At 69.5% G+C, this 24,739-nt stretch carries 25 protein-coding genes; 12 read left to right on the forward strand and 13 right to left on the reverse strand.

Annotated elements, in window-relative coordinates; all coding sequences use genetic code 11:
* Window positions 1-25: 25 nt before the first annotated feature.
* Complete coding sequence (locus QN206_01505) at window positions 26-1,879, reverse strand: ASKHA domain-containing protein (GenBank protein ID MDR7613483.1); 1,854 nt, start codon at window positions 1,877-1,879, stop codon at window positions 26-28.
* 107 nt (window positions 1,880-1,986) lie between these two features.
* Here QN206_01505 and QN206_01510 point away from each other — a divergent pair, with 107 nt between their 5' ends.
* Window positions 1,987-2,640 (forward strand): hypothetical protein, encoded by a 654-nt coding sequence (locus QN206_01510; GenBank protein ID MDR7613484.1) that lies wholly within the window; start codon window positions 1,987-1,989, stop codon window positions 2,638-2,640.
* Here QN206_01510 and QN206_01515 read toward each other — a convergent pair.
* Together QN206_01515 and QN206_01520 are read right to left on the reverse strand one after the other, a co-directional pair.
* A complete protein-coding gene (locus QN206_01515) occupies window positions 2,637-3,983 on the reverse strand; it encodes a uroporphyrinogen decarboxylase family protein (protein ID MDR7613485.1) in 1,347 nt (448 codons plus the stop codon). The genes QN206_01510 and QN206_01515 overlap by 4 nt on opposite strands.
* Complete coding sequence (locus QN206_01520) at window positions 3,983-4,633, reverse strand: cobalamin-dependent protein (protein MDR7613486.1); 651 nt, start codon at window positions 4,631-4,633, stop codon at window positions 3,983-3,985. Before QN206_01520 ends, QN206_01515 begins: the two co-directional genes overlap by 1 nt.
* A gap of 193 nt (window positions 4,634-4,826) precedes the next feature.
* Between QN206_01520 and QN206_01525 the strand changes: the two genes are divergently transcribed.
* The 5 genes from QN206_01525 (at window position 4,827) to QN206_01545 (ending at window position 13,001) form a co-directional block, all read left to right on the forward strand.
* Window positions 4,827-5,639: a dihydropteroate synthase gene (locus tag QN206_01525; GenBank protein ID MDR7613487.1), complete on the forward strand. Its 813-nt coding sequence runs from the start codon at window positions 4,827-4,829 to the stop codon at window positions 5,637-5,639.
* Between the two features lie 49 nt (window positions 5,640-5,688).
* Window positions 5,689-7,827, forward strand: coding sequence for a glycosyltransferase (locus QN206_01530; protein MDR7613488.1), 2,139 nt, complete (start codon window positions 5,689-5,691; stop codon window positions 7,825-7,827).
* Between the two features lie 70 nt (window positions 7,828-7,897).
* A complete protein-coding gene (locus tag QN206_01535) occupies window positions 7,898-9,865 on the forward strand; it encodes an acetoacetate--CoA ligase (protein MDR7613489.1) in 1,968 nt (655 codons plus the stop codon).
* 19 nt (window positions 9,866-9,884) lie between these two features.
* Complete coding sequence (locus tag QN206_01540) at window positions 9,885-11,471, forward strand: CocE/NonD family hydrolase (GenBank protein ID MDR7613490.1); 1,587 nt, start codon at window positions 9,885-9,887, stop codon at window positions 11,469-11,471.
* A gap of 177 nt (window positions 11,472-11,648) precedes the next feature.
* Window positions 11,649-13,001, forward strand: a complete 1,353-nt coding sequence (locus tag QN206_01545; GenBank protein ID MDR7613491.1) for an ABC transporter substrate-binding protein — start codon at window positions 11,649-11,651, stop codon at window positions 12,999-13,001.
* A gap of 5 nt (window positions 13,002-13,006) precedes the next feature.
* On the opposite strand, the gene QN206_01550 is transcribed toward QN206_01545, so the two are convergent.
* Genes QN206_01550 through rpmH form a run of 10 tightly spaced genes read right to left on the reverse strand, consistent with a single transcriptional unit; the run spans window position 13,007 to window position 19,239 of the window.
* A complete protein-coding gene (locus tag QN206_01550; protein ID MDR7613492.1) occupies window positions 13,007-13,561 on the reverse strand; it encodes an HDIG domain-containing protein in 555 nt (184 codons plus the stop codon).
* Complete coding sequence (locus tag QN206_01555; GenBank protein MDR7613493.1) at window positions 13,558-14,790, reverse strand: Xaa-Pro peptidase family protein; 1,233 nt, start codon at window positions 14,788-14,790, stop codon at window positions 13,558-13,560. Before QN206_01555 ends, QN206_01550 begins: the two co-directional genes overlap by 4 nt.
* A gap of 33 nt (window positions 14,791-14,823) precedes the next feature.
* A complete protein-coding gene (locus tag QN206_01560; GenBank protein MDR7613494.1) occupies window positions 14,824-15,684 on the reverse strand; it encodes a ParB/RepB/Spo0J family partition protein in 861 nt (286 codons plus the stop codon).
* On the reverse strand, window positions 15,677-16,459 hold the full coding sequence (locus QN206_01565; GenBank protein MDR7613495.1) for a ParA family protein: 783 nt from the start codon (window positions 16,457-16,459) through the stop codon (window positions 15,677-15,679). The genes QN206_01560 and QN206_01565 overlap by 8 nt, the downstream gene beginning before the upstream one ends.
* Entirely contained in the window at window positions 16,459-17,070 is a 612-nt protein-coding gene (rsmG, locus tag QN206_01570) for a 16S rRNA (guanine(527)-N(7))-methyltransferase RsmG (protein MDR7613496.1), read from the reverse strand. The genes QN206_01565 and rsmG overlap by 1 nt, the downstream gene beginning before the upstream one ends.
* Window positions 17,060-17,743, reverse strand: coding sequence for an RNA-binding cell elongation regulator Jag/EloR (gene jag / locus QN206_01575; protein MDR7613497.1), 684 nt, complete (start codon window positions 17,741-17,743; stop codon window positions 17,060-17,062). The genes rsmG and jag overlap by 11 nt, the downstream gene beginning before the upstream one ends.
* On the reverse strand, window positions 17,740-18,495 hold the full coding sequence (locus QN206_01580) for a YidC/Oxa1 family membrane protein insertase (GenBank protein MDR7613498.1): 756 nt from the start codon (window positions 18,493-18,495) through the stop codon (window positions 17,740-17,742). Before QN206_01580 ends, jag begins: the two co-directional genes overlap by 4 nt.
* Before the next feature lie 20 nt (window positions 18,496-18,515).
* Window positions 18,516-18,734: a membrane protein insertion efficiency factor YidD gene (yidD, locus tag QN206_01585; GenBank protein ID MDR7613499.1), complete on the reverse strand. Its 219-nt coding sequence runs from the start codon at window positions 18,732-18,734 to the stop codon at window positions 18,516-18,518.
* A complete protein-coding gene (rnpA, locus tag QN206_01590) occupies window positions 18,725-19,108 on the reverse strand; it encodes a ribonuclease P protein component (GenBank protein ID MDR7613500.1) in 384 nt (127 codons plus the stop codon). The genes yidD and rnpA overlap by 10 nt, the downstream gene beginning before the upstream one ends.
* The gene (gene rpmH, locus QN206_01595) at window positions 19,105-19,239 is read right to left on the reverse strand and encodes a 50S ribosomal protein L34 (GenBank protein ID MDR7613501.1); all 135 of its coding nucleotides are present in this window, start codon (window positions 19,237-19,239) and stop codon (window positions 19,105-19,107) included. Before rpmH ends, rnpA begins: the two co-directional genes overlap by 4 nt.
* A 468-nt stretch (window positions 19,240-19,707) precedes the next feature.
* Between rpmH and QN206_01600 the strand changes: the two genes are divergently transcribed.
* The 6 genes from QN206_01600 (at window position 19,708) to QN206_01625 (ending at window position 24,738) form a co-directional block, all read left to right on the forward strand.
* Window positions 19,708-20,490, forward strand: a complete 783-nt coding sequence (locus tag QN206_01600) for an ATP-binding protein (GenBank protein ID MDR7613502.1) — start codon at window positions 19,708-19,710, stop codon at window positions 20,488-20,490.
* On the forward strand, window positions 20,487-21,851 hold the full coding sequence (gene dnaA / locus QN206_01605) for a chromosomal replication initiator protein DnaA (GenBank protein ID MDR7613503.1): 1,365 nt from the start codon (window positions 20,487-20,489) through the stop codon (window positions 21,849-21,851). Before QN206_01600 ends, dnaA begins: the two co-directional genes overlap by 4 nt.
* A 216-nt stretch (window positions 21,852-22,067) precedes the next feature.
* Window positions 22,068-23,174, forward strand: a complete 1,107-nt coding sequence (gene dnaN / locus QN206_01610; GenBank protein ID MDR7613504.1) for a DNA polymerase III subunit beta — start codon at window positions 22,068-22,070, stop codon at window positions 23,172-23,174.
* Between the two features lie 13 nt (window positions 23,175-23,187).
* Window positions 23,188-23,421 carry an RNA-binding S4 domain-containing protein gene (locus QN206_01615; GenBank protein ID MDR7613505.1) on the forward strand — a complete coding sequence of 78 codons (234 nt, stop codon included), beginning with the start codon at window positions 23,188-23,190 and terminating at the stop codon, window positions 23,419-23,421.
* Window positions 23,393-24,448 carry a DNA replication/repair protein RecF gene (locus tag QN206_01620; protein MDR7613506.1) on the forward strand — a complete coding sequence of 352 codons (1,056 nt, stop codon included), beginning with the start codon at window positions 23,393-23,395 and terminating at the stop codon, window positions 24,446-24,448. The genes QN206_01615 and QN206_01620 overlap by 29 nt, the downstream gene beginning before the upstream one ends.
* Window positions 24,445-24,738, forward strand: a complete 294-nt coding sequence (locus tag QN206_01625) for a DciA family protein (GenBank protein MDR7613507.1) — start codon at window positions 24,445-24,447, stop codon at window positions 24,736-24,738. The genes QN206_01620 and QN206_01625 overlap by 4 nt, the downstream gene beginning before the upstream one ends.
* Window position 24,739 lies beyond the last annotated feature (1 nt).

Raw genomic sequence — 24,739 nt, forward strand, 5'->3', positions numbered from 1 at the left:
GCCCAACGATTCCCGGAGGGGAGCGCTACTCCGGGAACCGAACGGACCGGAGGAAAACCTCCTGAAAATCCGGCTGGGCCGCCAGGGGCACGTACTCGATGCGCCGCGCCAGCTCCTCCGCACGTCGCCCCTCCCGCTCCGAGAGCAGGACGAGTTGGGCCCCCATCCCCGCGGCGTTCCCCACGTAGACGATGCGTTCTTGCGGGAGTGGCGGGACGAGACCGATGCGGATGGCGCTCGGGAGGTGCAGGTAGTTCCCGAAGGCCCCCGCGAGCAGCACCCCTGCGAGGTCCCGGTCCTCCAGGTCCAGGTATCGCTCCACCACCGTGATCCCGCTGCGGATGGCGCCCTTGGCGAGCTGCACCTGGCGGATGTCCGTCTGGGTCACCACGATGTCCTCCCCCACGCCGCTTTCCTCCCTGGGCACCAGCACGAAGGCGGGCTGTCCGTCCGGGAGGACCGTGATCCGCCGTCGCACCGATCCCGGTACGCGTGTCGGAGGATCCACGAGGAGTCGGCCCGAAGGCTCGAGGATCCCCGCCTCCAAGAGCCCCGCCACCGCGTCCACGAGCCCGGACCCGCAGATGCCCGTGGGTGCTCCTCCTCCGATGACGTGGTACCGGACATCCGCCTCGATCCAGACCCGATCCACCGCGCCCTGGGCGGCCCGCATCCCCCACCGGATCTGGGCACCCTCCAGGGCCGGACCGGCCGGGGCGGAGCACGCGGCGATGCGCGCGCGGGACCCGATGACCACCTCCGCGTTGGTGCCGATGTCTACCGCAAGCCGCACCTGCGGGCTCTCGAAGACCCGGGTCGCGAGGACCATCCCCACCGCGTCCGCGCCCACGAACCCAGCCACCAGGGGCAGCAGGAGCACGGGGGTTTGAGGAGGAAGCCGGAGGCCAACTTCCTGGGCCCGCACCCGCACGGGCGTCCGCACGACGGGGAGGTACGGTGCCTGCCCCACGGAGCTGGGATCCAAACCGAGGAAGAGGTGGTGCATGACGGTGTTCCCGACCACCACGACCTTGTAGATCCGGTCCCGACTCGTGCCCGCCTTCTCGCACGCCTCCTCGAGGAGCCCGTTCACGCACTGGATCGCCCGGGCCTGGAGCCTGCGGACGTTGCCCGGATCCTGCTGGGCGAAGGAGATGCGGGACATGAGATCCCCGCCGTAGCTGGACTGGGGATTCAACGCGGCCACGGTGGCCCGCACCTCCCCCTCCCGCAAATCCAGAAGGTAACCCACGACCGTGGTGGTGCCCACATCCACCGCGAACCCGAACAGCTCCTGGGTGGTATCCCCGGCCTCCACCTGGAGGAGGCGGCCCTCGTAGAGGACCGCGGTCACCACCTCCGGCGGTGCGCGCAGGAGGAGCGATCCGCTGCGGATGGCCTCCACCTCCACCCCCTTCACGGGCTCGGGGAGCGCCCGCAGGAGTTCCTCCATCCGGGCTCCCGCGGTCTCCGCCCGGGCGCCTGAGAACCCGCGCACGAGGACCTTCCGCACCCCCGGATCCACCACCTCCGGCGCCGTCCTCCGGGCCTCCGTGAGGATCTGGAAGGCCCTCTCCTCCCGGGGAGGCGCCACCGCCACCACCACGTCCTCCCACACCGCGGCCTGGCAAGCCAGGCGAAACCGCTCGTGGATCTCGTCCTCGCCCAGCTGGAGGCGATCCGCGAGGGTGGGAGGGGGAGCGGGGCCTCCGCGGATCTGGACCCGGCAACTGCGGCACCGGCCGCGTCCACCGCACGTGGCCTCGATGGACACCCCGGCCGCGTGCGCGGCCTCCAGGAGGGTGGTCCCCGGGGGAACCGCCACGCGACGGGGCAGTTTCCCCTCGAAGGTCACGTGCACGGTCCTGGACTCAGCCATCCTGCGTCCCCACGGATTCTCCCGACATCATACGACAGGGCTCCGCGGATGGAGCACAACGCGTAGGGGACGGGCTGCCCTCTCGCGAATCCCCAATGGGAGCCTTCATGCCCTCCGCCTGCGCCGATGGCCCCGACGCGCCCCGGGAACTCCCGCTGGAGGTGCGGGTGGATCCCCTCCTCCTCCTCAAGCTCCTGCACGCGGGCAAAGCCCGGCGGGTGCGATCCCGGATCCGAGACCTCGCGGTGGAGATGGCGGGACTCGCCACCTCCCGCATCCGTCCTCAAGCCTGGGTGCGGCTCGGCCCCGTGGAGGTCCTCGATCCCAAGGCAGGGGAGGTGCGCTGGGGGCTGGACCTCCTCTTCCGCAGCCGGGCCCTCGCCCGGATCCTGCAAGGAGCCCGGGAGGGAGCCCTCTTCGTGCTCACCCTCGGGGAGGAAGTGGAGGCGCTGGTGGGCCGGTGCTTCCGGGAAGGGCGCCCGGTGGAGGCCATGCTTCTAGACACCGCGGCCTGGGCCGCCCTGGAGACCGGGCTCCTCCAGGTGCGGGGGCTGCTCCGGCGGGAGGCCGCCGCCCGGGGATGTCGCCTCTCCCCGAGGATGGCACCGGGCTTCCTGGACTGGGACGTGGGCGAGAACGTATTGCTCCTCCGGGCGTTTGCGCCCTGCACCCTCCCCGTGCGGGCCACGCCCGGGGGCGCGCTCCTTCCCCGCAAGTCCGTCACGGGTATCTTCGGATTCCTGCCCCTCAAGTCCCGTTAGGCATAGCGCCCGTACTCCAGACCCGCCTCCACCATGGCCCGGACATTCTCCGCCTTGGCGTCCTCGAGGACCGCGCCGTTGAGGAGCACAAAGCCTCCATCTTGGGCCACGGCCTCGAGGAGCTCCCGTACGTACCCCCGGACCTCCTCCCGGGTGCCCAGGTGCAGCAAGGATGCGGGGACGTTCCCGCCGAAGGCGGCTTTTCCGCCCAGCACCTCCTTCACCCGCCGCATGTCCGTCTGATCGAAGTGCCAGAAGGTGCGGCCTCGGGGGAGGTCGGGATCCGCCAACAGGTCGATCCGCTCGTTGTAGCTCCCTTCCACGAACAGCCAGGGCACCAGGCCCTCCTCGATGAGGCCCAACAGCACCGCCTTCAGGGACGGCCAGTAGAACCGCAGGAAGGTCTCCCGGGACATGAATCCGTCCGCGCCCTTGTGCAGGGGGATGAAGACGAAGGGGCCAGCTCCGAACCCCGCGCTCTCTACTCCCATCCGCACCATGAGGGGCACCATCCGTTCCAGGGCCCGCAGGAGCCGGTCCGGCCGGCGGTAGATGTCCAGCATGATCCCCCGCGTGCCCCGCAGGGTGTCCGCCAGGGCGTCGAAGGGGGCTTTGCTGAACCCACCCCAGACGCTGGGAAGCCCCAGCCTCCCGGAAGTTTCCTGGTCGATGGCCGCGGCCTTCTGGACCCACTCCAGGGTGGCTTGGGCTGCCTCCAGCAGGGCGTGCAGGGTCCGCTGGACCTCCGGGAGCCCCAAGCGCACCAGGTACGGCCCCACAAAGGGCCACTCCAACCACGGGGTCACGGGCAACAACCGGCCGAACCCCTCCAGGGCGCCCACCACCCGGGGCATCCAGGCCCGCATGAGATAGTCCGTGGGGTCCTCGATGAACCAGTCGTACTCGTCCTCCCGCATGTACTCCCGCTCCACGTACTGGTACGAGACGTCCTCCGGAACCCCGTGCCCGGGCCAGCGATAGAACCGCAGGTCCAGGATCTCCGCCACCCGGCCGGAGGTGATGAGCAGACACGAGGTGAGACTGTCCGCGGGGAAATCCTCGTTAAACTTGCGCCAGGCCATCCCGAGCTTGTCGTAGTCGTACATGGCTTCGTAGGCGGTGATCCCCGCGTACTTCGCCGGGTAGAACCCCACCACCAAGCTGATCGGCACCCGGTCCGGCCGGCGCAGCTCCACCACGTCCCAGAACCGCTGGACCCGCTCTTGATAGGCCCTTCTGGCTTCCTCCGAGACGAAGGGGATCCCCGTCCCCTCCTTCCACGCGGAGAAGCGCAAAGTGAACTTCTCCTCGCTGGAACGGGCTTTCCATCCTTCCGGCAGCATCAGGACTCCCCTCCCCCCAGCCACTCCCGGGCAAGACGCACCGCGTCCGCGGCGTTCTTGCCCCAGGCGTCCGCGCCCACGTAGGTGCGAACCTGCTCATTGGTGGCCGCCCCACCGATCATGACCCGGACCCGCTCCCGGACCCCGGCGTCTGCCAGGGCCTGGACGGTGCGCTTCATGGACTGATGCCCCACGGTCAGCAGGCAGCTCATCCCCACCACCCTTGCCTGCTCCCGTCGGATGGCCTCCACGAAGGCTTCCGGCGGCACGTCCACCCCGAGATCCACCACCTGGAAGCCGTTCGCCTCCAGCAAGAAGGCCACCATGTTCTTGCCGATGTCGTGGATGTCCCCCTGAACCGTGCCGAGCACCACCTTCGTGCCCGCGGGCCGCATCTCCGCCTGCGCGGGGTACCGCTCCCGCACCATCCGGGAGATCTGCGTGAGGATCTCCCCCGCCAGCAACAGCTCCGGCAGGAAACACAGCCCCTTCTCGTACTGCTGGCCGATCACCTCCACGCCCTGCCGGCACGCCTCGAAGATCTCCGTGGGGGAGGCCCCTCCCTCCAAGAGCTCCCGGGCCGCCTGTACGGCCTCCTGCTCCCGCAGCTGCGCGATGGCTTCCACGAGCTCCTGCTTAGTTACCGCCATCCCCTTCACCTCCCACAGGTTTGCGCATGTCAAACGGGTATTCGCAAATCCGCGTTTGCCCTCGCGGGCGGAAACCCCGCTCCCAAGCGCACTCTATGGTGCGCGGGGAGGAGCCGGTATCCGGTGCACATCCGATTTTTGGCGGACCGGGACGGGGATCTATAATGCAGGAAACCTTTCTCACGAGGGCATCATGGTCCTGATCGGCGAGCTCATCAACTCCACCCGCAAGCAGGTGGAACCCGTCCTCCGATCCCGGGACGAGGCCGCCCTGGTGGCGCTCGGGCGCCGCCAGATGGAGGCCGGGACCCCCATCCTGGACGTGAACTGCGCCACCCTGCTGGAGGATGAAGGGGCGTGCATGGCGTGGGCGGTACGCACCCTCCAGAATGCCCTCCCGGTCCGCATCAGCCTCGACAGCCCGAACCCGGAGGCCATCCGACAGGGGCTGGAGGTCCATCAGGGCCGGGCGGTGGTGAACGCCATCAACCTGGAGCGGGACCGGTGGCGGAGCCTCCTCCCTCTCCTCCAGGAGTACCGGCCCGAGGTGGTGGCCACCTGCATCGACGATGCGGGCGTGGCGAAGACCGCGGAGCGGAAGTTCGAGCTCGCGGTCCGCTTGGTGGAGGGGTTGCTGGAGGCCGGGATTCCTCCGGAGGACATCTACGTGGATCCCCTGCTGCTCCCCGTGGCCACGGACCCGAACGCGGGCCGGGAGTTCCTGCGGGCCGTAGACCTCATCCGGGCGCGGTTCCCGCAGGTGCACCTCATCTGCGGGCTCAGCAACGTCTCCTTCGGGCTCCCGCACCGGCCCCTGCTGAACCAGGTGTTCTTCGTCCTCTGCCTCGCGCACGGAATGGACGCCTTCATCCTCAACCCTCTCGACCGCCGGCTCATGGCCCACCTCCTCGCGGCCCAGGCCCTCCTCGGCCAGGACCCCTACTGCCGCCGCTACTTGAGCGCGGCCCGGGAGGGCCGCCTGGATCTCTCCCCCTCCTCTCGCTAGAATGGCATCGTTCTTGCTCTAAAGCAGATCCCATCCCGGGGACTTGGCGATGACGGCTCGGGAACATCTTGCACGGCTTACGATGCTCCTCGCCGCCTTCGGCGGGGTGGTCTACCTTACGTGGCGGGCTTTGTACACGTTCAATCCCCAAGCCCTGTGGTTCTCCCTGCCCCTGTGGGCTGCGGAGGTCTCGGGGTGGGTGGAGATGGCCCTGTTCTTCTTCATGGCATGGCGGCTCACGGACCGGAAAGATCTGCCTCCGGCGCCTCCGGGGCTTTCCGTGGACGTCTTCGTGCCCACCTACGACGAACCTCTCTGGCTGCTGCGCCGCACGCTCCTGGGCGTGAAGGGCATCCGCTACCCCCACGAGACCTACGTGCTGGACGACGGGAGCCGTCCGGAGGTGGCGGAGCTGGCCCGGGAGCTGGGGTGTCGCTACTTCGCCCGTCCCACGCGCGAGCACGCCAAGGCGGGAAACCTCAATTACGGCCTCCGGCACTCCCGAGGAGAGTTCATCGCGGTGCTGGACGCGGACCACGTCCCGGTGCCGGAGTTCCTGGACCGGCTCCTGGGCTACTTCACGGACGAGCGGGTGGCCTTCGTACAGGCTCCGCAGGAGTTCTACAATGTGGATTCCTACCAGCACTGGGTGGACCCGCGGACCGGCCTCACCTGGCACGAGCAGGCCTTGTTCTTCCGGGTGATCCAGCCGGGGAAGGACCGGCTCAACTCCGCCTTCTACTGCGGATCGCCCGCGGTGCTGCGGCGCAGGGCGCTCGAGGAGGTCGGGGGGTTCGCGGTGGAGTCCGTGACGGAGGACATCCTCACCTCCCTGCGCCTGCACCGCCGAGGCTGGAAGTCCGTCTACCACAACGAGACCCTGGCCTACGGGGTCGCGCCCGCCTCCGGCCGCGCCTACCTGCGGCAGCGGCTCCGATGGGGACAAGGGGCCATGCAGGTCCTCCGCCTGGACAACCCCCTTTTGGGCCCTGGGCTTACCCTCTCCCAGCGACTGAGTTACCTCGCTTCCCTCATCACCTGGTTCGAAGGGTGGCGCAAGTTGGTGTACTACCTCTGCCCGCCCGTCTTCCTCCTCACGGGCGTCCTGCCCATCCGCACCCTCGACCTCCCCTTCCTCCTACTCTGGACGGGGTACCACGGGGCCATGGCGGTGGCCTTCCGCCTGGCAAGCCGGGGCTATGGCTCCCTCCTCCGAGCGGAGAAGTTCGCCATGGCCCGGTTCGCCACTTACATCCGGGCCACCTTCGCCCTCCTCTCCCGCCGCCCGCCGGAGTTCGAGGTGACCCCGAAGGGACGGGCAGAATCCCTCTCCGCCTGGATCCTCCTGCCCCAGGCGGGCGTACTCGCCATCAACGCCGCGGGGCTCCTCCTCGGCGCGGTCGGATCTTGGAACGGCGGGAGTCTTCCCCTCGCGTACGCGGTGAACGCCCTTTGGGCGGCCGTGCACACCGCCCTCGCGGCCTGGGCCATCGCCCACCTGTGGTCCCACCGCGAGCGCCGCACCCACTACCGGCTCACCGCAAACCTGCCCGTGCGATGCCGGTTGGGGGAGAAGGAAGTGATCGGGGTGCTTCTGGACTGCCACGAGGCAGGGGCTTCTCTCCTTCTCCCCGAGCCCGTGGCGGTCCCCGCCCGGGACGGCCGGATCCGGATCCGCCTCGCGGAGGGATGGCCCGCCTCCTCAATGGAGCTTCTCGGCAGGCCGGTTTGGATCCGCCGTACCCCGGAGGGAACGGTTCTGGGCGTCCGGTTCGAAGAGGAGACGGCCCTCTCCGGGAGGTTTCTCTCCACCATCCTCCTGGTAACCCACCGGGCCTTCCTCGCGGCCCACCCGGGGCCCGCGGGGTGGGGCGAACGGCCCGAGTGGAGGGCCCTCCGGGAGCCCCGGGAGCCGCGTCCCTCCGCCTCCGCCCTCGCGTGGAACGCCAAGGAGGTCTGGGCCGTGGGATGGGAGCGGCCATGGGGGTGGAACCTGTGGGCCCCGTACCTCCCTGCCGTGGGAACCGTGGTCCGAATCCGGCCGTGGGCGCGGGGAGTTGGGGAGCTCGCCCGGGTGGTGGAAATCCAGGCCATCCCGCTCGCGGATGAGCTCGTGGGCCACAGCCTCTTCCGGGCACGGGTGGAGCGGGCTGCACCGGGTCTTTTGGCCGCGGCCCGGGCGAGCTAGCGTTTCCCCTCAGAGCGGGATCTGCTAAGCTTCAGGCTGCATCTTCACCGGGGAGAGGGGGTGCCCGAAGGTGGCGCAGCGACTGTGGGAGCCCTCCGCGGAGCGCAGGGCCCAGGCGGAGCTCACCCGATTTGCGCGATGGATCGGGGAGCGGTACGGGCGGGATCTGAGGACCTTCGAGGAACTCCACGCGTGGTCCGTGGACTTCCCCGAGGAGTTCTGGGGGGGGATCTGGGGGTTCTACGGGATCCGGGAGCACACCCCGCACCGAGCGGTGGTGGAGGACTTCCACCGGTTCCCAGGAGCCCGGTGGTTCGTGGGATCCCGGTTGAACTACGCGGAGAACGCCCTGCGCCGCCGCGACGGGAAGCCCGCCTTGGTGTTCCACAGCGAGCAGGGGGACACCCGTACCTACACCTTCCACGAAGCCGCCCAAACGGCAGAAGCCCTTGCCGCAAGCCTCGCGGAAGAGGGGATCGGGGAGGGGGACGTGGTGGCCGGCTACCTCCCCAACATCCCCGAGGGGGTCCTGGCCCTCCTCGCCGCCTCCGCGATCGGCGCGGTGTGGTGCGTGTGCGGTACAGACCTCGGGGTGCCCGCCACCCTGGACCGGCTGGGGCAGTTGGATCCCAAGATCCTCTTCACCGTGGATCGTTACGTCTACCGCGGGAAGGTCTACGACAACCTCGAGCGGGTGGCGGAACTCGGCAAGGCGCTTCCCTCCCTCCGCCGGATCGTGGTGGTTCCCTACGCCGGGGAAACCCTGCCCCGGCTCCTCCCAGAGAAGGCGGTCCCGTGGTCGGAGTTCCTCGGACGAACACCCCGGGTGCCCTTCGCTTTCCGGCCCGTGGAGGCCTCTCACCCCCACATCGTCCTGTTTACCTCCGGGGTCACGGGCCGGCCCAAGTGCGTGATCCACAGCGTGGCCGGAACCCTCTCCGCCCACCTCAAGACCCTCGGCCTCCAGCTGGACACCCGGGCCGGAGACCGGGTGCTGTTCCTCTCGAGCCCCACGTGGATGGTGTGGAACGTGCAACCGAGTAGCCTCATCCTGGGGGCCACCGTGGTCCTCTACGACGGAGCACCCCTCCATCCGGACGCGGAGGTGATCTGGCGCCTGGTGGATCGGGAGGGGGTGAACCTGCTGGGCTGCGGGGCCACCTTCCTCCTCGCGTGCATGGAGGCCGGCGCGAGCCCCCGCCGAACCTGTCGGCTCACGACCCTGCGGTCCATGTTCCAGAGCGGATCTGCTCTCCCCGCGGAGGGCTTCCAGTACGTGTACGAGCACCTCAAGGAGGATCTCTTCTTCAACTCGGGGCTCGGGGGGACGGACGTGCAGATGGGGATCCTGGAAGGAACCCCGTGGCAACCGGTGTACGCGGGGCAGATCGCGGGGCCGGCCCTGGGCGTGAAGGCGAACGTCTACGACGAGGAGGGGAGGCCCGTGATGGGCGAGCCCGGGGAACTCGTGGTGGAGCGGCCCTTCCCCAGCGTCCCCCTGGGCCTTTGGGGAGACGAGAACGGGGAGCGGTTCCGGGCCACCTATTTTGGCAAGTACCCGGGGGTCTGGCGGCACGGGGACTACGTCCAGAAGGATCCCGCCACGGGCGGCTTCATCCCCCTCGGCCGCAGCGACTTCGTCCTCAAGCCCTCCGGGGTCCGCATCGGGCCCGCGGAGATCTACTCCGTGCTCGCGCGGATCCCGGAGGTGCGGGACTGCCTCGTGGTAGGGCAGAAGTGGAGGGGGGACGAGCGCATCGTGCTGTTCGTGGCCCCGCGGGAAGGCCTCCGGCTCACGGAGGAACTCGCGGAGCGCATCCGCACCAAGCTCCGCCAGGAGGCAAGCCCCCGCCACGTCCCTGCCAGGATCCTTGAGGTCCCCGACATTCCCTACACCCTGAACCTCAAGCGGGCGGAGGGGGCCGTGTGGCGGATCGTGAACGGCGGAGAGGTCCCTCCCCAGCTGCGGGGGGCCTTGGCGAACCCCGAGGTGCTCTCCGTTTACGAACGCCTCGCCCGGGAGGAGCTGAACCGGTAAGCACCAGGGAGGTGGGGGCATGCTGGGAATCCGGCAGCTGCGGGACGTCCCCGTCCCCATGCGGGACGGGCTGAATTTGGCGGCCAACGTCTACCTCCCGGACCGGGAGGGCTCCTACCCCGTGATCATGGCCTTCACGAGCTTCGGGAAGGACCGGATGTGGGGACCCCACGATCCCCTCTGGGGCGTGGCCTACGAGCCCTGGTCCGCGACCCTCACCGGCACCACCGCCTTCGAGGCGGAGGACCCAGAGTTCTGGGTGCGCAACGGGTACGCCCTCGTGATCGTGGATCCCCGGGGATTCGGCCGATCCCCGGGCCGGAGGGCGGCGGCGGAGAGCGCAGGCGGGACCGCGGTGGGCGTGGTCCGGGACGGGCTGTGGGCCCGGGACATGTATGACGCCGTCCAGTGGGCTGGCCAGCAGCCGTGGAGCAACGGAAAGGTGGGCCTCAGCGGGGTCTCCATCCTCGGGTTCAGCCAGTGGCGGGTGGCCGCCATGGCTCCGCCGCACCTCAAGGCCATCTGCCCGTGGGAGGCCATGACGGACGTGTACCGGGACGTGATGTACCCGGGAGGGATCCCCGAGACCCGGTTCACCCGTCGGGGATACCGGGGGCCCGAGCCTTCCCCCGCTTGGCCCGCCCCGGAGCACGAGGACCCGCCGGCCCCCATGCCCATGGAGGAGGACGACTTCCTGGCCCGGATCACGGTTCCCGCCCTCATCTGCGGGACCTGGGCGGACCACGGGGCGCACACCCGGGGATCCTTCCGGGCCTTCCGGAAGATCCGCTCCCCCCATAAGTGGCTGTATACCCACGGCCGGCAGAAGTGGGCCACCTTCTACACCGTGGAGGCCACGGCTACCCGTCTCCTCTTCTTCGACTGCTTCCTCAAGGGCACGGACCGCCGGATCCTGGAGACTCCACCCGTGCGTCTGGAGGTGCGGGAGGACCTCCACCGGTACTTCGTGCGGTACGAGCGGGACTTCCCGATCCCCGGGACCCTCTACCGCCCCTTCTACCTCACGGGCAACGGGACCCTGCAGCCCGAGCGGCCCGCGGAGGAGGCGGAGGTCACCTACGAGGCGGCCTCCGGGTGTGCTCGGTTCGACCACCGGTTTGAGCGGGACACGGAGGTGGTGGGGTACATGAAGCTGCGGTTGTGGGTGAGCCCCAGGGACGCGGACGACATGGACCTCTTCGTGACCGTGCGGAAGTTGGACCGGGAGGGGCGGGAGGTATGGTTCGACAGCGACCTCGCGCCCGAGCGCTGGCCGGTGGCCCTGGGGTGGCTGCGGCTCTCGTGCCGGGAGCTGGATCCGGAGAAGTCCACCCCGTGGGAGCCGTACCCCAAGTCCGTGGTGGATGGGAAGGCGAAGGTGGCGCCGGGCAGCATCGTGGACTGCGAGATCCCCATCCTGCCCAGCGCCACCTTGTTCCGGGCCGGGGAAGTCCTTCGCCTGGAGATCTCCGGCCGCTACCGCAACGGGGAGGACCCCGGGATCTTCATGGACTACCGGGAGACGGTGAACCGGGGGCGGCACAGCCTCTACCTGGGAGGAAAGTGGGAGGCGTACCTGCTCGTGCCCATCACCCGGGAAGCCTAGCGAGGGGGTGAGGACGTGCGGAGCCGCGCGCTAAGGGCGCTTTGGGCGATCCACCTCATCTTCCTGGTGGTCGGGGTCCCTGGCAGCTGGGGACAGACCGCTCCTGCAGGTCCTAAGCGGGGAGGGATTCTCAGGGTCTCCGATGCCATCCCGAACACTCCCTTCCTCCCGTGGGAGATGTCCACGGTCTCCATGCCCTCCGTGATGCCCGTCCTGGAGCCTCTGGTGTGGGTGGACCGGCTCGGAAGGGTTCACCCGGGGCTTGCGGAGCGGTGGGAGATCAGCCCGGATCTCTCCAGCCTCACCCTCTTCCTCCGAAGGGGGGTGCGGTTCCACGACGGGACGGAGTTCAACGCGGAGGCGGTCCGGTGGAACCTGGAACGCCAGATCCAGGCAAAGCGGCTGCCCTGGGTGCGGGCGGTGCGGGCCGTGGACCGGTATCGGGTGCGGCTGGAGCTCGCGGAGTGGGACAACCGCATCCTCAGCGCCCTCTCGGGGCCGGAGGGGCTTGTGGTCTCGCCCGCCTCCGTGGAGCGGCAGGGGGTGGAGGGAGCCCGGTGGAACCCGGTGGGCACGGGGCCCTTCCGGCTCGTGCGGTTCGAGCGCGGGGTAGGGATGCGGTACCGCCGGTTCGAGGGGTACTGGCAGCCCGGGAAACCCTACCTGGACGAGATCGAGTACGCCTTCATCGAGGACCTTCAGACGGTACGGGCCGCTTTCCTCGCGGGCCGGCTGGACGTGATCAACGTGGGACCCATCCCGGATATCGGCTACTCCCTCGTGCAGATGGGGTATCCCTCCATCACCGGCCGGGTCTCCCCCAACCTCCTCCTCCCCGACAGCGCAAATCCCTCAAGCCCCTTCGCGGATCCGCGGGTGCGCATGGCCACCTGGCTTGCCCTGGACCGGGAGGGGATTGCCCGGGCCCTGGGCTACGGACGCTACCGGGCGGAGTACCAGGTCGCGGCGTTTCCATCCCGGGAGTACGACCCCGCGATCCAGGGGCCGAAGCACGACCCGGAGCAGGCGAGGCGTATGCTCGCGGAGGCGGGATACTCACAGGGGTTCCGGACCGAGCTCACCTATCCCACAGGCCGCATGCCGGACGTGATGGCCGCCATCCAGCACCAGCTGGGACAGGTGGGGATCCGGGTAGAGCTCCGGCCCCTCTCCCCGGGCGGGTACGTGGAGCGGATCCAGCGGGGGTGGAACGGGCTTCTCGCCTACGCCCTCGTGTACCAGGCCGACCTCATCGACACCCTCGGCACTCACTTCTTCGGCCCCTTCGCCTTCGCCAGCTGGAAGCGGCCTGCGGGCCTAGAACAGGCCTACCGGGAAGCCCGGAAGACCCGGGCTCCGGAGGTGGCGAAGATGCGACGGCTCAACCGGTTGCTCACCCGGGAGGCGGACCTGATCCCCGTGGTGCACTCCGGCGCCATGTACGTGCTGCAGCGGTACGTCCGGGACACCTACCACCTCCAGTGGAAGGGGCTGCTGTGGCGGCCCTCAGAGGCCTGGCTGGACCGGTGACGAGGTTACCCCTCTAGCCCCAGCTCCTGGGCGATGGGCCGGAGGGCCTCCACCACCATGGCGATGTGCTCCTCGAGGGGAATCCCCAGCTCCTCCGCACCCCGCACCAGGTCCTCCCGCCGCACCCCCCGGGCGAAGGCCCGATCCTTCATCTTCCGGCGCACGGACTCCGGGTCTACGTTCGCCAAGGACTTCCCCTTCACCAGGGCCACCGCGATCACGAACCCCACCATCTCGTCGCAGGCAAACAGGGCCCGCTCCATGAGGGTCTCCCGCCTTACCCCGGTGTGGTCTCCGTGGGCCAGAACGGCCCGCACCCACGCCTCCGGGACTCCCCTCCGCCGCAGCTCCTCCGCGGCCACGAAGGGGTGCTCCTGCAGGGAGGGGTGGCGCTCGTAGTCGAGGTCGTGGAGGAGGCCCACGATTCCCCAAGCCTCATCATCCTCCCCGAACCTCCGGGCGTATGCCCGCATGGCGGCTTCCACCGCGAGGAGGTGCTTACGCAGGTTCGGACTCTGCACCCACGCGCACACGAGCTCCCACGCCTCTTCCCGGTTCACGCGCCCCCTCCGGAGATCACGAGCTCCATGGGATATCCGCAGAGGTTCACGGGTCGGCCCTCCTGATCCAATGCCCAGGTATCCTCCAGCCGGACCCCGATGCCCTCCTCGGGGTAGTACAGCCCGGGCTCCAGGGTGAACACCATCCCCGGCTCCAGGACGTCCTCGTTCCCCGGGTAGTCCGCAAGCCGGGGGAGTTCGTGGACCTCGAGCCCAACCCCGTGGCCCAGGGAGTGGACGTAACCCACCTGCGTGGTGGGATCCGATCCCACGGTGGGATGCCCCCTCTCTTCGAAGAAGGCACACGCCCGCTGCTGCAGTTCCCGGCAGGGAATCCCAGGGCGCAGGGCCTCCACCACCGCCCGGTAACAGTCCAGCACGTCCCGGTACACCCGCCGCAGCCGCTCGGAGGGTTCTCCCACCACCCAGGTGCGGGTCATGTCAAAGCAGTACCCGCCTCCCGCGGGCCTGGGGAAGATGTCCAGCACGATGGGCTCTCCGGGCCGGAGGAACTGGTCGTCTTCCCCTCGGGAGTGCGGTAACCCCGCCTCCCGCCCCTGGGAGAGGATGGTCCCGGTGTCCACAAGTCCCTCCTCCGCGAGCCACACCTGGATCCGGCGCTTCACCTCCCCGATGGTCACGGGCTCCCCATGGGACCCCACCAGCCGCTCCCCGCTCGGCCGGAGGGTGCGGAGGAGGTCCTCTACCTTCCGCACTACCCGTTGGGTGGCTTGCCCGGTGCGACGGATGGCCTCCACCTCCTCTGGCTCCTTGGTCATGCGGGCCACGGTCACAAGGGGCCGATCGTACTCCCCCACCACCTCGATCTCCGGGATCCCTTCCGCGATGGCCCGGAGCAGCAGGTAGGCGGCTCCCCGATCCATCTGCCCGAAGAAGAGGACCCGGCCCTTGACCCCCTCCTCTTCAAAGACCCTCCGCAGCAGGGCCACCTGGGCCCGCAGGAGATCCCCGCCCGCCTCCTCCAGCAGCTGCTTGAAATTGTAGAGGCCGAGATTGCGGGTCCTTAGTCCCGTCTTTTCCGCCTCCCCGCGTTCCATGGTGCCGTGGCACAGGACCGGTGACCCTCCCCGCCGGTGGATGTAGATGGCCCCCGCGTGGATGGGCGCCCCCCGCATCAGGTAGAACAGATTCGGGTCCTCATCCCCGCCCATCCCCACCAGGGCCTCGTACCCCCGCTCCGCCATGAGCCGTTCGAGGTCCGATCGCACATCCGCCTCCGAAAATATTTCTCGAGAAATACCCTAGCCGGATCCTCCCAGGAGGAGGTCGCAGAGCCGGGCCAGGTCCTCCTCGGAGTAGAACTCGATCTCCAAGACCCCCTTGCGGCGTCCCTGCCGGAGCCGCACCTGGGTCCCTAGCTTTTCCCGCAAGGCCTCCAGTACCGCCTCCAGGTCGGGGTCCAGGCGACTGGCTCTGGGGGCCTTGGAGCGCCTTCGGTCCTCCCGGGCGATGCGCTCTTGAAGGGCCCGCACCGACAGCCCCTCCTCTAGGGCAGCCCGCCACAACCGCTCCCGGACCACGGGATCCTCTACCGTCAGGAGCAGCCGGCCGTGGGCCTCCGTGAGCCTTCCCTCCTCGAGGCTGCGGAGCACGGGCTCGGGGAGGGTCAGCAGCCGCAGGGCATTGGCCACCGCGGGCTGGCTCAGGCCCACCGCCTCCGCCACCTGCCGCTGGGTGAGCCCGAACTCGTTCAGCAGCCGGTGAAAGGCTCGGGCCCGCTCCACGGGGTTCAGATCCTCCCGCTGGAGGTTCTCCACGAGGGCCACCTGGAGGGCCTGGGCGTCCGAGAGGGGACGCACCAGGGCCGGGATCTGCTTCAGGCCTGCCAGGACCGCGGCCCGCCACCGCCGCTCCCCGGCCACGAGCTCGTACTCCCCTCCCACGGGCCGCACGAGCACGGGCTGCAGGACGCCGTGCGCCCGGACGGAGGCCACGAGGTCTTCCAGGGATTCCTGGGCGATCTCCCGACGGGGCTGGATCCGGCTCGGCCGGATCCGATCCACGGGCAAAAGCTCCACGGGCTCCCCACGATCGCCCCCTCCGGCCCCCGGGATCAGGGCCCCAAGCCCTCTCCCGAGCCCCCTTTTCTGCCGCTCAGCCATCCCTCTCCTCCCTCCAAAGCCGCCACGCCACCTCCTCCGCCAGGGCCTCATAGGCCAGGGCACCCCGGGAATGCGGATCGTACAGGAAGATGGGCTGCCCGTGGCTTGGAGCCTCCGCGAGCCGCACCGTGCGAGGGATCACGGTTCGGAAGACCTCCTCCCCGAAGAAGGCCCGGACCTCCCGGGCTACCTGCTCGCTGAGGTTTGTGCGCGGGTCGTACATGGTGAGCACCACCCCTCCCAGGCGGAGCTGGGGGTTCAGGGATCCCCGGACAAGCTCCAGGGTGCGCAGGAGCAAGGAGAGGCCCTCGAGGGCGTAGTACTCGCACTGGATGGGCAGTAGGGCCCGGTCCGCGGCCACCAGGGCGTTGAGGGTCAGAAGTCCCAGGGAGGGGGGGCAATCCACCACCACGAGGTCGTAGCGGTCCCGCAGACCTTCCAGGGCCTCCCGGAGCCTCTCCGCGCGGTCCTCCTCCACCGCGAGCTCCACCTCCGCGCCCGCGAGCTCCACGGTGCTGGGAGCCACCTCCAGCCCTCCCACCGCGGTGGGCAGGAGGACGGCCCGGAGGGGAAGGCGCCGGAGGAGGACGTCGTAGACGGAGGCCCGGAGCCGGTCCTTGGGGATGCCGAGGCCGCTCGTGGCATTCCCCTGGGGGTCCATGTCCACCAGCAGGACCTTGCGACCCCTGCGGGCCAGGGCCGCGGAGAGGTTGAGGGCAGTGGTGGACTTCCCCACCCCCCCTTTCTGGTTCACCACCGCCAGCACCACCGCCATTATTTCCCGGGAAATACCGCGGCCCGCCGGACCTTTCCCGGAGCCCAGGGGATCGCCCGCTCTACCACCCACGTCCCCTCCGGGGTCTCCGCCTCCGGTGCGAGGGGGACGAAGATGCGGCCGCCCGGCCGCACGAGGCCTTGCGCGAGCTTGCGGACCACCGGGGGAGGGGCCACGGCCCTGGCCACCACGAGGTCGTATCGGTGGTGGTGCTCGGGCATCCGGCCCGCCTCCTCCGCGGTCCGGGCCAACACCTCCGCGTTGGGCACGCCCAGCTCCAGCACCGCCCGTTCGAGGAAGGCAGCCCGTTTCTGCCTGGGCTCTAAGAGGGTTAACCAGAGATCCGGCCGGGCCATGGCCCACACAAGTCCCGGGAATCCCGCGCCGCTGCCCACGTCCGCCACCTGGGACCCGTAGGGGGGATCTGCCATGGCGAGGAGGAGGAGGCTATCGAGCAGGTGGCGTTCCACCAGGTCCTCCCGGGGCGCGGGAGCCACCAGGTCCACCCGCACGTTCCACGCCATCACCAGATCCAGGTGTCTCTCCAGCTTCTGCAGCTGCGCCGGGTCCAACGCGAGGCCCAGGGCAGTCGCGGCCTCCTCAGGCGTCATGGGGCGTGGCTCGGGGTCTCCGGGCCGATCGCCTTCCTCCTGGACGGGTCCGCTTCCGGGGCTCCACCACCACGTGGCGATCCCTGCCCTCCCCCTCGCTGTGGGTGGTCACCTCCGGGTGGGAGGCCAGGGCCGTGTGCACGATCCTGCGCTCCCTGGGATCCATGGGCGGGAGGTGGACGGCCCGGCCCTCCCGGACCGCCCGCTGGGCGGCCCGCTGCGCCATGGCCAGTAGAGAGGACCGGCGGCGCTCCCGATACCCTGCCGCGTCCACCTCCACGGGCACCGCCCGACCCACCGCCCGATGCACCAGGAGGGAGAGCACCGTCTCGAAGGCCTGCAGCCCCCTTCCGTGGCGACCGATGAGGGCCGCTAGGTCCTCCCCCTCCACCTCTACGGTCACCCCCTGGTCCACCTGTCGGGCGCGTACCGTGCCATCCAGCCCCATGTGCCGCAAGAGGGTCTGGGCGATCTCCGCGGCCCGATCCACCTCGGGGTTGGTGCTCTTCGGCACCAACCGAACCCGCGCCTCCCTGCCTCCAAGCCCCAGGAATCCCCTGGAGCCCTCGTCCAGGATCTCGATCTCCGCCTCCTCCCGGGAAAGCCCGGACAGGCGCAGCGCGGCCTCGATGGCCTCCTCCACGGTGCGACCCGATCCGATGAACTCCCTCACGCTCCCCTCGCCTCCGCTTCCGTGCTCTTCCGTCTCCGGCGACCCCCCGCGGGGGCCTCTCCCTGGGGCTTTTTCTGCGGCTTCGGGAGCCCCACCACGGAGACGTACTCGGCTACGTAGGCCACCGTGGACACGAACCAGTACAGGGAGAGCCCCACGGGGAAGTTCAGACTGAAGTACCCGATGAGGAAGGGCATGAACAGGAACATGCGGGATTGCTGGGGATCCGTCACGGAGACCCGCTGCTGGAAGTAGGTGCTGGCGCCGATGAGCACGGGCACGAGGGCATAGGCCACCACCGCGGGGATCCCGTACTTTCCCGGGTCCCCCAACACGGTGATGGGGTGCACCAGCAGGTCCCACGGCCCGAAGGGCACGGTCTTGAGGGCCTCCCCCGTCCGGGAGATGAAGTGGGCGGGGTCGCTGAGCACCCGATACAGGGCAAACAGCACGGGCATCTGGAGGAGCATGGGTAGACACCCCCCGAAGGGGTTGACCCCATGGGCCCGGTACAGATCCATCATCTCCCGGTTGAGGCGCTGGGGGTCGTCCCGGTACTTCCGCTGGAGGGCCTGGATGTGGGGCTGGAGCTTCTGCATCTCCTTCATGGAGCGCAGCTGCTTGCGGGTGAGGGGGTGCAGGACCAGCTTCACCGCGAGGGTAAGGAGGATGATGGCCCACCCGTAGGAGCCCGTGATCCCGTAGAAGAACTGCAGGGCATGGTTCAGCTGTGCCACGAGCCAAGCGAACACCGTTCTCCTCCTGCCCGGTGCTAGGGCACCGGGTCGTATCCCCCGGGATGAAAGGGGTGGCAGCGGCTGAGCCGGCGGAGGGCGAGCCAGGCGCCCCGAAGGGGGCCGTGGGCCTGGATGGCCTGCGCCGCGTACTCCGAGCAAGAGGGCACGAACCGGCATGTGCGGGGCAGGAGCGGGGAAATGAGGCGCTGGTAGGCCCGGATCCCGAGGATGAGCAAGTTCCCCACTAGCCGCACCGTGCACCCTCTCTCAGGCCGGCGGGTTCCAAGGCCCCGCCCGAGCCCAGCAGCTTGGTCAGCTCCGCCCGCAGCCCTTCCCAACTGGCCTGGGCGGCCTGGCTGCGGGCCACCACCACCACCTCCTGGTCGGGCCGCAGGGGCAGGAGCCTCAGGATCTCCCGGATCCTGCGCCGGAGCCGGTTGCGCACCACCGCCTTCCCAACCTTTCGTCCCACGGAGATCCCCACCCGCGTGGGCCCGGGCCGCACCCGCCGGTAGACGACCACCAGGTTTCCCGCGAACCGCCTCCCTTCCGCGTACACCGCCTGGAACTCCCGGGGTTTCCGCAGGGTGGGCCACGGGCTTAACCGGCCGCGGGGAGGGGTCTTCAGACAGACAGCCGCTTGCGACCCTTCTGCCGCCTCCGCTTGAGGACGTTCCGTCCCCCGGGCGTCCGCATCCGCACCAGGAACCCGTGGGTCCGCTTGCGCTTCCGACGCTTCGGCTGGTACGTCCGCTTCAAGGACTCCCTCCTCCTCCGGCTTCATACCTCCCACCCCACGCGGGCCCCGCATAGTATAGCATCCCCAGGCCCCATGGTCTGTGGACAGGGTGTGGACAACCCCTCGGTTTTCCACAACTTTTCCGATCCCCCGACCCGTACCCGTGGGGGAAAGGGTGGCCCTCCCGGCATCGGACCGGGTTCGGCTTCCCGGGAGGGGGTGGGGCCGGGAGAATTATCAACAGGTTTTTCACGGTCTGTGGATAACTTCCGACACCCGCGGTACCATAGCGGTTGCGGGCGGTGGTGCGGGGATGAAAGCCCGGGTTTTCCTGCCGACCTGGCACGGTTTCCGGGGTCTTTTGACAGCCTTCCCCAACACGGGAAGAATCCCGGTGGAAAGGGGCGAAAGGGATGGCTGGGGGAGTCCGGGAGGAGGAATCGGCCCGGGGCCGTGCAATTGATCCCACTCGCCACCGGGGTGAGCAGATGTCCCTGCGGGAGTTGCTGGATCGGATCATCCGAGAGCAGGAGGGGAGAGCGGAGCCCGAGGGGGTTCCGGAGGTGCGCCTCGCCATTTACGACTCCCCCCTCGCGGAGCCCCGGGTGATCTCCCTCTCCAGCGACGACTTCCACGAGCTGGTGGGGAAGCTCGCGGCCGCCACCTACGAGCACGCGCAGCGGCGGGGGAGCCGGATCCCCTTCGTGGTGATCCGGGAGATCGTGGAGAACCTGATCCACGCCCACTTCAAGAACGCGGTGATCACCATCAGCGAGGACGGCAACACCATCCGGATTTCGGACCAGGGCCCGGGAATCCGGGACAAGGAGAAGGCCATGCAGCCCGGGTTCACCACGGCCACGGCCACCATGCGGAAGTACATCCGGGGGGTTGGGAGCGGGCTCCCCATCGCCCGGGAACAGCTCAGCTTTCTGGGCGGGATGATCTCCATCGAGGACAACCTGAACGGCGGGACCGTGGTGACCCTTCAGATGAACCCGCCTGCGCCGGCCTCCCGGCCGGGCGAGCGGGCCGAGCCGAGGCTCACGGAGCGCCAGGGCCGGGTGCTGCTGCTGGTGGCGGAGTTCGGGAGCGCGGGGCCGACCACCGTGGCCCGGGAACTGGACATCAGCCTGAGCACCGCGTACCGGGAACTCGCGGCCCTCGAGGAGATGGGCCTGGTGCAGTCCCACGCGGGCGGCCGGCGCACCCTCACGGAGGAGGGTGTCCGGTACCTCGATAAGGTCTTCAAGGCCGGAGGAGGAACATGAGGGCAAGGGAGGATCACGCGCGCCATCTCTGGCAGGAGGCCCTCGGGCGCCTCCAGGAGCGGATCGCGCGGCCGGGGCCCGGGTTGGAGCTGTTCTTGAAGAGCGCCAGACCCCTGGCCCTCGAGGAGGACGCGCTCCTGCTGGGCGTGCCCAACCTCCTCGCCAAGCAGTGGGTGGAGGAGCGCTACCAGCCCTTCCTCGAGGAGGAGCTCTCCCGGCTGGTGGGCCGCCGCCTGGGGATCCGGCTCGTGATCGCGGAGGACGGGCAGGTGGAAGAGCCCCGGCCTGTGGCCCCCAGTCGGGCCCGGTTTGAGGGCATGCCCCTCTCCCCCCGATACACCTTCGAGACCTTCGTGGTGGGCTCCGGGAACCGGTTCGCCCACGCGGCTGCCCTGGCGGTGGCGGAGGCCCCTGCCCGGGCCTACAACCCCCTGTTCATCTACGGCGGGGTGGGGCTCGGCAAGACGCATCTCCTGCAGGCCATCGCCCACCACCTCCTCCGCAGCGACCGCGAGATCCGGGTGTTCTACTGCACGGGGGAGAAGTTCACCAACGAGGTCATCGGCGCCATCCAGGGAGGCCGCACGGAGGATCTCCGCCGGCGCTACCGGAGCGTGGACGTGTTGCTCATCGACGACATCCAGTTCATCGCGGGCAAACCCAGCACCCAGGAGGAGTTCTTCCACACCTTCAACGCCCTGCACGAGGCCGGCAAGCAGATCATCCTCACCTCGGACCGGCCTCCCAAGGACATCCCCACCCTCGAGGAACGGCTCCGAAGCCGGTTCAGCTGGGGCCTGATCGCGGACGTGCAGCCCCCCGACTACGAGACCCGCGTGGCCATCCTCCGCAAGAAGGCGGAACTGGAACGGATGAGCGTCCCGGACGAGGTCACGGAGTTCATCGCCCAGCACTTCACCTCCAACATCCGGGAGCTGGAGGGAGCCCTGGTGCGGGTGGTGGCCTATGCCACCCTCACCCGGGTACCCGTCACTCTCCCCCTCGCCCGGGAGGTCCTCCGGGACATCCTTCCCGACGATCGGCCCCAGCCCATCACCATCGAGGCCATCCAGCGGGTGGTGGCGGAGCAGTTCGGCATCCGGTTCGAGGACATGAAGGCGCGGCGGCGGACCAAGGGGGTCGCCTTCCCCCGTCAGATCGCCATGTACCTGGCCCGGGAGCTCACGGATTCCTCCCTGCCCCGCATCGGCGAGGAGTTCGGAGGCCGTGACCACACCACCGTCCTTCACGCGTGCGAGCGGGTGCGGGAGGAGCTCCGGAAGGACCCGTACCTCGCCGCCCAGGTGGATCGCATCGTGCAACAGCTGCGCAATCCCCCGCGGCCTGTGCAAAAGCTGTGAGCGGCCCTTGCGTTTTCCACAGGCTTCCACCCCTCCCGTCCCCCGCGCTCCCGGTGTCCACAAGCCGTCCCGCTCCCGGTCCACAGGCGCGGCCCCATCCCGTCCCCACGTCGTACAATGGTTCTGGCGCTTTTCCCCACCATCCACAGGGGCGACGATTACGACGACCAATAACAGCTCGTGGATGTAAAGCTCAAGCCTGGAGGATGTGGAACGATGAGGGTTTCCTGCGACCAGGGAGTGCTTGAGCAGGGCGTGCACCTCGTGCAACGGGCGGTGAGCACCCGGACCACCATGCCCATCCTGTCCTACTTGCTGTTCGAGGCCCTCGACCAGTCCCTGGAGATCGCGGCCACGGATCTGGAGATCGGGATGCGCACCCGGATCCCGGCCCGGGTGGAGCGTCCGGGAAGCATCGCGCTCCCGGCCCGCCTCCTCTCGGAGATCGTGAGCAACCTCCCTCCCGCGCCCGTGGAACTGGAGGTCCCAGAGGGGGAGGTGAACGCGCGGATCCGGTGTGGGCGCTCGGGATTCGAGATCCTCGGCCTTCCGGCCTCCGAATTCCCCTCGACCCCGCAGGAGCCGGAGGGGTCCAGTTGGTCCGTGCCGGCTCCCCTCCTGCGGACCCTCATCCGCTCCACCCTCTTCGCGGCCAGCACGGACGAGACGCGTCCGTTCCTCACGGGGGTGTACGTGGTCATCACGGGACGAGAGATCCGGGCCGTAGCCACGGACGGCGGGCGGCTTGCGCTGCGGCGGGCGCAGCTCACTTCAGGGGCAGGGGAGATGAGCGCCATCGTGCCCGCGAAGGCCATGCGGGAGCTGGACCGGGCTCTGGGGGGGCTGGAGGAGGAAGTCCAGATCGGGTTGGGCCCGGCTCAGATGGTGGTGACCCTCCCCCACCTCCGCCTCACCTCCCGCCTCATCTCCGGGACCTTCCCCGCCTACGAGCAGGTGATCCCCAAGGAGTGGAGGCTGCGGGTGCGGGTGGGGACCGAGGCGCTCCGGGGGGCGGTCCGGCGGGTGGCCATCACCGCGCGGGACTCCGCGAGCGTGGTGCGGTTCCGGGTGTCCGATGGGATCTTGCGGCTGGAGTCCAACACCCCGGAGGTGGGCTCCGCGTACGAGGAGCTGGAGGTGGCGCAAGAGGGAGAGCCCCTGGAGGTGGCCTTCAACGCCCGGTACCTCCTGGATGCCCTGGCTGTGATGGAGACCGGAGAGGTGGTCCTGGAGCTCACGGGCCCCCTTTCCCCAGGTGCCCTGCGGCCCGTGGGGAGCGAGGAGTACGTGTACGTGGTGGCACCGGTGAGGGTTTACGGTTAGCATGCCGGAGGAGGTGCCCATCCGGACGCCCGCCATCCCCCTCGGGGCTTTCCTCAAGTGGGCCCGGGTGGTGCGCAGCGGGGGGGAGGCGAAGCACTGGATCCAGGCCGGACGGGTCCGGGTGAACGGAGAGGTGGAGAGGCGGAGGGGAAGGGTACTCCGGCCAGGCGACGTGGTGGAGGTGGAGGGGCGGGTACTCGTGGTGCAGGCGGGCCGGGATGCTGGTGCGGACCCTCTTTCTCCTTGACTTCCGGAACTACGAGCGGGCGGAGCTGGAGTTCGCGCCCGGACTCAACCTCCTGGTGGGACCGAACGGCGCGGGGAAGACCAACGTGCTGGAAGCCATCGATCTCGTGGTCACGGGCCGCAGCCACCGGGTGGTCCGGGAGGCGGACGCCATCCGGTTCGGTTCGCCGTGGGCCCTGGTACGGGCCACGTTGGAGCGACGCCACGGGACTCACATGGTGGAGGTCCGGCTCGAGCGGGTGGGGTTAAAGACCATCCGGGTGCAGGGGAACCGGGTGCACCGGGGGGATCTCCTGGGCCGCGCGGTGCGGGTCCTGGCAGGGCCGGACGACGCGGAGGTGGTACACGGACCCTCCGTGTACCGCCGGAGGCTGCTGGATGGGCTCCTGTGCCAGTTGAGCCCCTCGTACTACCACAACCTCCTGCGGTACAGCCGGGTGGTGCAGCAGCGCAACCGCCTCCTCCGGGCCCAGGCCCCCCCGCACCTGCTTGAGGTCTGGGACGAGCAGATGGTGGAGGTGGGGTGCGCCATCACGGAACGGCGGGCCGAACTCGTGGCGCGGCTAGAGCCCCTGGTGCGCGAGGCGGGGAGGCGGATGGTCGGCGGGGATCTCCGGGTCGCCTACCGGCCTTCCTGGGAGCCCGGGGAAGGGCTCCGGGAGCGGGCCCAGGCGGTGCTGACGCGGCAGCGCCGGGAGGAGTACCGCAGGGGGATGACCCTCTCGGGGCCGCACCGGGACGAGCTGGAGATCACCCTCGACGGGGTTCCCCTGCGGGCATACGGGTCCCGGGGCCAGCAGCGGGCCGCGGTCCTTAGCCTCCGGCTTGCAGAGCGGGAGGTGGTCCGGGCGGAGATGGGGGAGGATCCCGTCATGCTTCTGGACGACGCCGGAGCAGAGCTGGACGCCCGGCGGACCCAGGAGCTGCTGCGGTTGCTCTCCGAGGGCCCTCAGGCCATCTTCACCGCTACGGACCGCTCCCTCCTCCCGGTCCGGGAGGTTCACGTGCTGCAGCTGGGGGCCCGATGAAGGGTCCGGTACGCCTGGGGGATCTTTTGAGGAAGCACGCGGCACAGCTGGGGGTGGCAGGCGCCCTCGAGGAGGCGGAGGTCCTCGCCGCCTGGGAGGCCTTGTACGGATCAGAAGGGGACGTCCGGGCGGAGGGCTTCCGGGCCGGCACCTTGATCCTCGCGGCCCGGAACGCGGCCGCAGCACAGGAGGCAAGCCTCCGGCGGGCCTCCCTCCAAGCGGAGCTCAACCGGCGCCTGGGACGGACCGTGGTCCGAGCCATCCGGGTGGTGCAGGGAATCAGGGATTAAG

This window comes from Armatimonadota bacterium, assembly GCA_031460175.1.
Lineage (GTDB): Bacteria > Sysuimicrobiota > Sysuimicrobiia > Sysuimicrobiales > Sysuimicrobiaceae > Sysuimicrobium > Sysuimicrobium tengchongense.